This is a genomic window from Synechococcus sp. R55.4 (assembly GCF_047461935.1).
Lineage (GTDB): Bacteria > Cyanobacteriota > Cyanobacteriia > Thermostichales > Thermostichaceae > Thermostichus.
Genome location: NZ_JANSIF010000079.1, coordinates 1 through 8,988 on the forward strand (window position 1 = coordinate 1; position 8,988 = coordinate 8,988).

An 8,988-nucleotide genomic window follows, 5' to 3' on the forward strand; every position below is an offset into this window, starting at 1 on the left:
GGATGGGAAGGGGATGCGGACTGGAATGGGGCCAACATGATTGCCAAGCTTGGGGCTGTCGTAAACCAGCCTAGAGGTCCGTGGTTGGCTTGCCAACTGCAGGGCTACCGTTCGCGCCAGCGGGCCGGAGGCCTTAAGCCCGCCCCGTACTGCGAAGCAGTCAGGGCCGGGTAGTTTACTTGGGGATCTCGATGGTTACGTTAGCCAACTGCACATCGTCATGATCCACCCAGGCTCCACCGTGCCGGATGACTGTATCACCTCCCAGCGGCACCGAGATGTGCAGGGATCCCCCGAAAAGGGGAATGCTGATCGGCACTTGGGGACCACGGGTGACCATGCTGGGCTCAATCAGGGTTTTGCCGGTGCGCAGGGTAACAGTGTTCAGGCCCAGGCGCAGAGGTTGCAGCGGCAGGGGAATCTGTAGGTTATCTCCCCCCAGGTGAATCTGTTCGATTTCCACCCCGTTCAAGATGACTTGCATGGGAGACATGTTGGCGCTGGGGATCCGGGATTGGCCGGCCCGATAGGCGGCAGCTGTATCCAACCCAATCAGGGATCCAATCCGCAAAACCGGTGGGCGCGAAGGCAGGCGTTGCAAAGTGAAAGAGCGGGTCATCTCCACCCCTTGGGCAGGGCCCAGAAATTGCCCGGCAGCAGCCGATTCCGGCGAGTACTGGTTATCCCCCAGGCGGATGACATTCGCCTCCAGTACCAAAGTTGTGTTGGGATCCCAGCGCTCCAACTGCAGTTGCCAAGGCCGATCCCCGCCGGCTTGACCGTTGCCTGTACTTTGGGAATAGGGCAAGTAATTTTCCAGCCGCGCCACCAAAATTTCTTCTGCCGGCAGCGGCCCTGGCAGGCGAAACCGACCCTGGGCATCGGTGCGCACCGAAATACCCGCCCCCGGAATGGCCACCTCCGCCCCGGCCAAGGGCTGCCCCGTCAGCCGATCCACCACCTGTCCCGAATAGGCGGAATCCAACTGCACCTGTCCTGTGGGCACATCCGTTGCTGCCTGAATGCGCTGCTGCAACACTTGCCAGTCGGCTTCTGTGATCCGTCCATCCTGGTCGACATCGGCAGCTCGGATCTGGTCGTCGGTCAATCCCCGTTCTCCCCGCAAGTAGGCCCCCAACAGGTTGAGATCCTGCACCGTCAAACGGCCATCCCCATCCAGGTCGCCCGCCTGAAAGGGCTGCGCGTGGGCAAAAGACACGCCTATCCAACCCAGGCCCAGGGATCCCAGTAGCAAAAGAGAATGAGCCAAACAGGAGACCCTAAACATGGCAACTCTCCTGGGAGTTGTTCATGTTCTAACGTAATTCACCTCCTCGCAGCAGGGCTAACCGAGCCGGTGTAGAGTACTCTTGAGCGCAATTTTGCCGGTTCGCCTTTGGCTGCAGGAGCCGAAAACTTAATGGTAGGATAACCGTGGTGGCTTGCCTGTTCTATGGCTCGATACTCTTGCGTTACCCAGCTTGTGGGCTCAGCCGAGCAGCTCAGCGAGTCGATCCGCGCTGTTTTGGAGCGCTGCCAACTCAATATCCTCCACAACAGCCTTGATTATTGGGTGGCCGGCGAGCCTCCCGGAAAAAATCCCTACACCAAACTGGTGACGGTGGAAGTGTTTGTGGATCGCACCCGTCAGGCTGCCGACGGCTCTGTACAGGTAACCTGCATTGCCAAAAACGAAGAGCTGCCCCTCAGAAGCGTTAACCACTGCCAACAAACCTTTGACCGACTGAAGGCAGAGCTAGTCCAGTTGCAAAGTCAACTTCAGCTTGCTGCCCAACAAAAAGATGCCTTACGATAGCTAGGCTGAGTTTGCTTTGATCCCATGGCGCGTCGCTGCCAACTAACCAACAAGAAACGCAACAACGCTTTTGCCATCTCCCACTCCCACCGGCGCACCAAGCGCCTGCAGGAAGTCAATTTGCAGTGGAAGCGCATCTGGTGGGAAGAGGGTAAGCGGTTTGTTCGTCTGCGCCTTTCCACCAAAGCCTTAAAGACTCTCAAGGCCAAGGGTATAGGAGCCATGGCCCGGGAAGCTGGGATCGACCTCAGCCGGTTTTGAGCTTTCTCCTCAGCCCAGTTGTGTCTGACAGCTCCAACCTCACAGCAAGCCAAAAAGCTTACGCGACTTGGGCTGCAAACCCGCCAGCAAAGTGTTGAGGGTATCCCGTTGGGTAAGCTCGTTGGTGCCGCTGGCCCGCTCAATCAAGAGCTTGCGCATTTCGTCGGAGAGTTTGGCATCGGTAAAATCGGCTCCACTGAAGAGCGTGTTTTCAATCTGAGCGTCCCGTAGGTTGGCCCCCACCAAAATGGCTTGTTCTAGGTTGGCAAACTGAAGCTGGCAACTCACCAAGGCAGCCTGGGAGAGGTTGCAGCGAGATAGGTTGGCCTGGCGGAAGTCGGCGGCAAAAAAGTTCCCCTCCGCCAGATTAGCAGCCACCAAGCTGGCTTCGCGAAAGATGGAATGGCTGAAACGGCCCCCCTGAAAGCTGCTTTTGTCCAGTTTGGCGGCGGTAAAGTTGCTGTAGTCCCCCAGAGCCTGGCTAAAGCTGGATCCCCGTAGATCTGAGGCGGTAAAATTGGCCCGCTCTAGCTCAGCGCGGCGAAAGTTGCACAGACGTAGGTCGGCTTGCTGCAGGCTGATCGAGCGCAGGTTAGCCCGCGTCAAATTGGATTTGGGCATCTGAATGCGGTCGAACAGGCCCCGCGAGAGGTAGGCATTCTCCAGGTTGGCACCCACCAGGGAGCGCCCCTCACGCAAGGCTTCCAGCAAGTCCCGCGTGGTTTCAATGCGAACCGGCTCTGAGGGTTGAGAAGGGGGAGCACTCACAGATGGAGCATTCCTCACAGGTTAGGCCAGAAATCCGGTCAACCCAGCCGAGAACTGAGGGCCAACTGGGGATTCCACCTATCAAGCTAACGTTTGCGTCGCCTGTCGAGGTTAAGAGGATATTAAAAAGACAACTCTGCATCGAGCTTTCCAGAGGGGGTCTTCTCTTGTGGAAACAGCCTGCCAGCAGAGCACAATCGGCTCCGATTTGTTGCATACTCGGGGCAGCCTTTCGTCAGTGAACCACACCTCCCATGCAGGTAGCTTTTATTGTCGATCCATTGCCTCAGTTGCAGGTGGGCCATGACACCAGCATTGCCCTGATGGAAGCTCTGCAGAAACGGGGGCACCGCATTTTCTGCCTGGGCCTGGCGGATCTCTACTGGGATCAAGGGGAAACGTGGGGATCCCTTGAGGAAATCCGGTTGGATCTGAAGGCGGATCCCTGGTATGAGGTCAAAGACCGGCAACTGCTGCCCCTGAGCCAAATGCAGGCGGTGTGGATGCGCAAGGATCCGCCGGTAGATGCGGCCTATCTCTATGCCACTTACCTTTTGGATCGTCTCTCTCCCAGCCGCACACTGGTGCTCAATCATCCTGCCGGGATCCGCTCGGCCAACGAAAAGCTCTATGCCCTGCAATTTCAAGAGTGGATCCCGCGTACCCGCGTCAGCAGCAACAAACGCCTGCTGCGTCAGTTCGTCGAACAGGAAGGACAGGCGGTGCTCAAGCCTTTGGGTGGCAAAGGTGGGGAAGGGATCCTGAGGGTCAATGCCGGGGATCCAAACCTCAACTCGTTGATTGAAATGAGCACCCAATTTGGTCGGCTGCCTGTGATGGTGCAGGAGTATTTGCCACAGGCGGCGGCAGGAGACAAACGCATTTTGCTGCTGGAAGGAGAGCCTTTGGGTGCCGTCAATCGGATCCCTGGAGAGGGAGATTTTCGGGGCAATATTGCCGCCGGCGGTCGAGTGGAAAAAACCAAGATTACCGAAAAAGAACGGGCTCTCTGCGGGGCTTTGGCGCCGGTGCTCAGGCAGGAGAAGCTGTATTTTGTCGGGATTGATGTTATCGGGGAACGACTAACCGAAGTGAACGTGACCAGCCCAACAATGCTGCGAGAACTCTGTCAGTTGGAAGGAGTTGACCTGGCAGATCAAGTGGCTCAGTGGCTGGAAAAGAAGGTGCCCGTCAAGGGCTGAATGACTACCCACCAGGATGTTTCTGGGATCCGGCGCGTCTGTTGCATGGCAGGGATCCCGTCTATTTAGGGAGTCTATAGAGATCAAATTATAGCTTGGAATGACCATAGTAGGTTGAGTTCAACTTTTTCCGGTCGGCAGATAGAAAATAAAAAGCCCCACAAGGGGGCTCTGCCGCGACCAGCCAGCGACTTATAAAACTCTAGAGCAATATAAAGAAAAGCTCCATGAATAGGCCGTATTGAACATCGCATTGAGCACAGTTTTTAGAATCTCAGAAAAAAGGCCAAATCCTCGGAGTTGTTATCTTTTTTTTAGATTTTTCGGCCCGAGGCTAATCCCGAGCCCCTTCTGTTTTGCCGGAGCGGTCTTTAGAGTTGCTGCTCTTGCCCAGTGGGTTACGAGTCAGCCGGTGGCCTTTCCCGACCCACCCAGCGCCAGATGGTGGGCAGCAGCACTGCCGCCAGTCCGCACTTCACCAAGTCTCCTGGAATAAAAGGGAAGACCCCCTTGTTGAGGACGGCCAAGATCGAGGTGGGCTCAACATTCTGGTTCAGCCACACCCCTAGCCAAGTGGCTCCTAGCAAAAAAATCAGAGCCGAGCAGGACAACATCGCCAGCGCCATCTTCCAGGGGTTGCGATCCACGCCCCAGCGCTCCACCAACCAACCCATCAGCCCTGCAGCCAGGGGAAAAGCCAACAGGTAGCCCCCCGTCGCCCCGGCCAAGTGGCCAAGCCCGGATCTGCCACCGCTGAAGAAGGGCAATCCCAGGATCCCTTCCAGCAGGTAGACCAGCAACGTGAGAAAGCCCAGCCGTGCCCCAAAGCCTGCCCCCACCAGCATTACTCCAAAGGTTTGCCCGGTAATCGGTACCGGCGTGAAGGGCAGAGGGATCCGCACCTGAGCCAAGGCAGCTACGAACAAACTTCCCCCCAGAACCAGCAGGAGATCCCGAGTTCGGGAAGGGCGAGGCAGAACAGTTTGCGCCAAGGGTGTGTGAACAAAGGTAGCAGTCATGAGAGGTTTGCACTCCTGTTTACCCGAAGACTGAGCTTGAGGCCCCGTCCCATCGCTGCGCGGAAGCAAGCCAGTAGGGCGGGGAGTATGTCAGGGTTTCAGAATACAAGAATTCGGTTACCGAAAAACTGGGTTTGAAGCCCCGCCCTTTAAAGCGGCTTTGTGCTACGCTGCCTGCAGTGCCAGGGTAGTCAGCCGCTCTCGCCCACAGCAGCACAGGGCGCATTGTTCGCGTAAACGGGCTGTAGGCCCTAAACCCGACAGCCTGACGGTTGGATCCGACCTCAGTGGGTTTTGTGGTTGTTGTTTACAACGGCACCTAAAGGCACTCGGGAACCACCCTGTGTGCTGGCGAGTACGTAGCGCTGGGGAGCTGCGTGGCAGCAACGTTGAGGTCGAGGATGATCCCACGCTGCTCATTTTGCACCCTGTGCATCGGAAAGAGCCATAAAGCCAAGCAGGGGCTAGATGGATTCTTGCGGTACTTCTGTGCCTTTGTCAGGTTGAGGAGCACTGGGCCGGTTCTGGCGAGTCGTCTGTACAATTGCCACCGTAAGCAAATGGGAGAGCAGACCCACAGGCCCAGCAAACAAGCACAAAATCAGAGAATGGGTTGTCCATACTCGCTTATCCCACCCTTCCAAGAAGATCCAGCGGCCCACAAACAAATCCATGACGATGTAGTGGACCCATCCCGTCGCCATAACAGAGGGTTGACTGAATAGGCCAGTTAAGCTGGTCAGAGACAGTTGAGGGTCGGAAAATTCCTTGAGAACATCCGCGTTGAACCCGGTGACCAAAAGATACAAATAAACCGCCGCCAAAATAGCGATGGGCAAAAGCGATTCCATCACTTTGCGGGTTACCTTCCAACCCGGCAACAGAATCATCATTGCCCAAAAGGGCAAAGCAAACCAGTTGGCCCCGTTAAAGATCATCTCCAGCATGCTTGGAACCCCCAACGCTACCTGTCCATTATCGGCCTAATGCCCCCTGGGGATCCCTGCAGTAGCGGGTGGAAATGGATAGGAGTTATTCCTGACTTGCCCTGAAGTTTTTTCTGGAGCCAGAGGGATCCCGGTCGCTATTCCGATTGGCGGAGCCTAGCAGTCGCAATGGAGCTGACCGCACGGCCACTGTCGGTGGTGGCAGCAATGCAGGAAATCCGGGATCCGGTGTCGGTCATGGCCCAGAAGCTGCTGATGCTTTTGGCCGTAGAGGTGGGTTGAGCCGGGCCGATGGGGGATTCTACTGCCACAGAGTCTGGGGATTTCTCCTGAGAAGGGAGCAACACCACAGGTTCCTCACCCCGTTGGGCTGCTGCAACTTTTGGGGCGGGATGTTCTGGTGTGGGCTCAGGGGCTTCTTCTTTGCGGGCGGCCTCTGCAGCAGAGACATTCCGGGGAGAGGGCTGCTGAACCAGCCTCTTGTCAAGGGGTGATCGTGGCGCGGCAGCGGGGGGTGCAGGGGGGGCTTGGCCGGCGATCTTTCCCCATAAGGCTTTGAGGAGTTGCCACATGGCTGGGTTGGCTACTGAGGGAGAGAGCAGTGAGGAATGGTGTTATCCTGCCATGCTCTGGCCTGAGAATCCATCCCCTCTGCCAGTCTTGATAGAGCAAAGTCATAACGAGTATGATTAAGTAGCTTGCTTAGGGAGAAAGTTCAACATGGCGCAGATTCGCGAGATTCCCCTTGCCCAAATTCGCCGCCCTTTGCCGCGGCAAACGGATCCGGATAAGGTGCAGGCGCTGATGGCTTCCATTGAAGCAATCGGTCTGCAGGAGCCCATTGAGGTTTTGGAAGTGGAAGGGGAGTATTATGGGTTCTCCGGCTGCCATCGCTACGAGGCATTTGTCCGCTTGGGCAAGGAGCGGATCCCCTGCCGGGTGCGAAAAGCGCCACGTGCTGTTTTGAGGCTACACCTGGCCTGAAAGGGATCCCTTCTGGCCCGGCTCCTCTTCGGCGGTGTAGCCCCGTTCGTAGGCAAAACGCACCAGTTGCGAGCGATTTTCCAGAGAGAGCTTGCTGAGAATGTTGGTCAGGTGAGTTTGCACGGTGCGCGGGCTGATGAACAGCTTCTCGCCGATTTGCTTGTTGGTGAAGCCGCGAATGACTTCCCGAAAGACCCGCTCTTCGGCAGGGGTCAGGGGCAATTCGGGTGGAGTGGGGCGGGGGGCCGCTTCCGGTTTTGGCTGGGACTGCTGTTGGATCAGCCGCAGAATTTCCGATTGGGTGCGGCGGGAGCGTTCAATCTGGGCCTCGATTTTGGCCACCAGTTCCAGGGGTTCAAAGGGCTTGATGATGTAGTCATCCGCCCCCCGCTCGTAGCCCTGAACCCGGTCATCGATCTCTCCCCGCGAAGAGAGAAAAATGAAGGGGACGAGCTCGCCGCCGCGCTGTTGGCGCAGCTGTCGGCAAAACTCGAAGCCGTCCATTTCCGGCATCACCACATCTGAAACCACCACATCCGGCTGCTCTTGGGCAAACAGACGCAACCCTTCTACACCCGAAGCGCCTGTACAAACCCGATAGCCATGCTGAGTCAGGTGGCGGCTCAGCACCTTCAGGGAGAGGGGATCGTCATCTACGACCAGTACACGCTTCATGAGGACTCGAGGAGGCTGTTAGGGAAAAGGGTAAAGCGCTATTCACCTGTTATCTGTCGCTATTTTAGGGAGACGGACAGGATTCGTCATTTGGCTGGGGTGCCTTGACCCATAATAGTGGTTTCAAGGGTGGCCTGGTTGAAAGGTAAACTACCCGGCTCCGACCGCTAAGCGGTACGGAGCGGGCTTTCAGTAGCCCTGAGCCTGTTCTGCTCTACCAGAGAACAAAACAAGCCCGGACCTCTAGGCTGGTTTACGACAGCCCCCAAGAGCGCAATCACATTCGCACCATTCAAATCCGCATCCCCTTCCCATCCACAGTGCCCACACTTGAACGACTTACCACTGCGATAGGATTGCGCAGGGTCGGGATGGATGTGCAAACACCGGTGGCAGGTCTGCGACGTGTAGGCGGGCGGCACAAGAATCAGAGAAACCCCTGCAACCCTCGCCTTGTATTCCAGAAATTGACGTAGTTGGTAGAACGCCCAACTGTTGGCCCTGCGCCGCTCGGCTTTGCTGCGTGGCTGTTGATTGACCCTTTCCCGGATCCCTGTCAGGTCTTCCAGAGCAATAGCGCTGTTGGTAGCTTTTGCCCTAGAGACAATAGCTTTGGAGATGCGATGATTGACCCACGCTTGAAAGCGTCTCTCCTTGCCAGACAGCCGTTGCAGCAGTTGACGGCATCTGCGCCGCGAACTGCGTGTGCCCTTACTGGCTTTGCGTTGGAGTACCGCCCTCAACCGGGAGTAGTGGTCTCGGACTCTGTTCAACTGCTGTCCATTCCAATTGTCCCCGTCTGACGTATGGGCAATATCCGTCCTCCCCAAGTCCACCCCCAGCACTCTGCCCGTGCGTTGCGGTGGGGATGGCTCCGCTTCCACACAGATTTGAATGGAGTAGGAGCCGTCTTTACGCTTGACCAGAGTGGCCGATTTGGGATTGGAGCCCGCCAGCCGTTCTCTCTGGTAGCGGCCAATCGCCAGCTCAAAGCGCTCTCGACCCCCAACCGTGGTCAGCGACACCGTCCAGTCTTTCTCGCGAAACGAAAAGATACGGGCATCGTAGGTAGCGAAGCCCCCTTTGAACGCTTTGACGGGGCGGTTTTTCTGTTGGGCAACTTTACGGGCGCCGGCCAGCCGTCTGCAGACCTGCTGGTCGCGTAAGCGGGACGTAGTCCTTGCCAAGTTACTGGACAAGTCGAACCGGGCGCGGATTTCGCGGTAGCACAGAGACTGAAGCTTAACGGCGTTGGCGACTTTCTCCGGCGTGTTCTGGTTGACCCAATTCAAGGCTTGGCCAAAAGCCTCCAAAGT

At 57.0% G+C, this 8,988-nt stretch carries 11 protein-coding genes and 1 pseudogene; 5 read left to right on the plus strand and 7 right to left on the minus strand.

Annotated features, from left to right (window positions below; genetic code table 11):
• A pseudogene (locus NW842_RS13620) lies at nt 1–174 on the plus strand (RNA-guided endonuclease TnpB family protein); the annotation flags it as partial.
• A 1-nt stretch (nt 175) separates the two neighbouring features.
• On the opposite strand, the gene NW842_RS13625 reads toward NW842_RS13620, so the two are convergent.
• Nucleotides 176–1,288: a dockerin type I domain-containing protein gene (locus tag NW842_RS13625; protein WP_414418247.1), complete on the minus strand. Its 1,113-nt coding sequence runs from the start codon at nt 1,286–1,288 to the stop codon at nt 176–178.
• A 165-nt stretch (nt 1,289–1,453) separates the two neighbouring features.
• Between NW842_RS13625 and NW842_RS13630 the strand changes: the two genes are divergently transcribed.
• Together NW842_RS13630 and rpmB are read left to right on the plus strand one after the other, a co-directional pair.
• A complete protein-coding gene (locus tag NW842_RS13630; RefSeq protein ID WP_414418248.1) occupies nt 1,454–1,816 on the plus strand; it encodes a hypothetical protein in 363 nt (120 codons plus the stop codon).
• A gap of 24 nt (nt 1,817–1,840) precedes the next feature.
• The gene (gene rpmB / locus NW842_RS13635) at nt 1,841–2,077 is read left to right on the plus strand and encodes a 50S ribosomal protein L28 (protein ID WP_414373986.1); all 237 of its coding nucleotides are present in this window, start codon (nt 1,841–1,843) and stop codon (nt 2,075–2,077) included.
• 39 nt (nt 2,078–2,116) lie between these two features.
• Here rpmB and NW842_RS13640 read toward each other — a convergent pair whose 3' ends face one another.
• Nucleotides 2,117–2,845, minus strand: coding sequence for a pentapeptide repeat-containing protein (locus NW842_RS13640; RefSeq protein ID WP_414418249.1), 729 nt, complete (start codon nt 2,843–2,845; stop codon nt 2,117–2,119).
• Between the two features lie 254 nt (nt 2,846–3,099).
• On the opposite strand from NW842_RS13640, the gene gshB reads away from it, so the two are divergent.
• A complete protein-coding gene (gene gshB / locus NW842_RS13645) occupies nt 3,100–4,047 on the plus strand; it encodes a glutathione synthase (RefSeq protein ID WP_414418250.1) in 948 nt (315 codons plus the stop codon).
• Nucleotides 4,048–4,445: 398 nt separating this feature from the next.
• Here gshB and NW842_RS13650 read toward each other — a convergent pair whose 3' ends face one another.
• From NW842_RS13650 to NW842_RS13660, 3 genes are all read right to left on the minus strand, one after another.
• Nucleotides 4,446–5,066, minus strand: a complete 621-nt coding sequence (locus tag NW842_RS13650) for a biotin transporter BioY (protein ID WP_414373982.1) — start codon at nt 5,064–5,066, stop codon at nt 4,446–4,448.
• Nucleotides 5,067–5,530: 464 nt separating this feature from the next.
• Complete coding sequence (locus NW842_RS13655) at nt 5,531–6,013, minus strand: ABA4-like family protein (RefSeq protein ID WP_414373981.1); 483 nt, start codon at nt 6,011–6,013, stop codon at nt 5,531–5,533.
• A 137-nt stretch (nt 6,014–6,150) separates the two neighbouring features.
• Nucleotides 6,151–6,360, minus strand: coding sequence for a hypothetical protein (locus tag NW842_RS13660; protein ID WP_414418251.1), 210 nt, complete (start codon nt 6,358–6,360; stop codon nt 6,151–6,153).
• A 373-nt stretch (nt 6,361–6,733) separates the two neighbouring features.
• On the opposite strand from NW842_RS13660, the gene NW842_RS13665 reads away from it, so the two are divergent.
• Nucleotides 6,734–6,997, plus strand: coding sequence for a ParB N-terminal domain-containing protein (locus tag NW842_RS13665; RefSeq protein ID WP_414418252.1), 264 nt, complete (start codon nt 6,734–6,736; stop codon nt 6,995–6,997).
• On the opposite strand, the gene NW842_RS13670 is transcribed toward NW842_RS13665, so the two are convergent.
• Together NW842_RS13670 and NW842_RS13675 are read right to left on the minus strand one after the other, a co-directional pair.
• A complete protein-coding gene (locus NW842_RS13670; protein ID WP_414389514.1) occupies nt 6,983–7,672 on the minus strand; it encodes a response regulator transcription factor in 690 nt (229 codons plus the stop codon). The genes NW842_RS13665 and NW842_RS13670 overlap by 15 nt on opposite strands.
• 167 nt (nt 7,673–7,839) lie before the next feature.
• A partial coding sequence (locus tag NW842_RS13675) for an RNA-guided endonuclease InsQ/TnpB family protein (RefSeq protein ID WP_414418253.1) occupies nt 7,840–8,988 on the minus strand: 1,149 nt, incomplete at its 5' end.

Excerpts from the sequence above, each read along its gene's own strand:
- NW842_RS13625 (WP_414418247.1), bottom strand. The coding sequence starts at position 1,288 with ATGTTTAGGGTCTCCTGTTTGGCTCATTCTCTTTTGCTACTGGGATCC.
- NW842_RS13630 (WP_414418248.1), top strand. The coding sequence starts at position 1,454 with ATGGCTCGATACTCTTGCGTTACCCAGCTTGTGGGCTCAGCCGAGCAG.
- rpmB (WP_414373986.1), top strand. The coding sequence starts at position 1,841 with ATGGCGCGTCGCTGCCAACTAACCAACAAGAAACGCAACAACGCTTTT.
- gshB (WP_414418250.1), top strand. The coding sequence starts at position 3,100 with ATGCAGGTAGCTTTTATTGTCGATCCATTGCCTCAGTTGCAGGTGGGC.
- NW842_RS13650 (WP_414373982.1), bottom strand. The coding sequence starts at position 5,066 with ATGACTGCTACCTTTGTTCACACACCCTTGGCGCAAACTGTTCTGCCT.
- NW842_RS13655 (WP_414373981.1), bottom strand. The coding sequence starts at position 6,013 with ATGCTGGAGATGATCTTTAACGGGGCCAACTGGTTTGCTTTGCCCTTT.
- NW842_RS13665 (WP_414418252.1), top strand. The coding sequence starts at position 6,734 with ATGGCGCAGATTCGCGAGATTCCCCTTGCCCAAATTCGCCGCCCTTTG.
- NW842_RS13670 (WP_414389514.1), bottom strand. The coding sequence starts at position 7,672 with ATGAAGCGTGTACTGGTCGTAGATGACGATCCCCTCTCCCTGAAGGTG.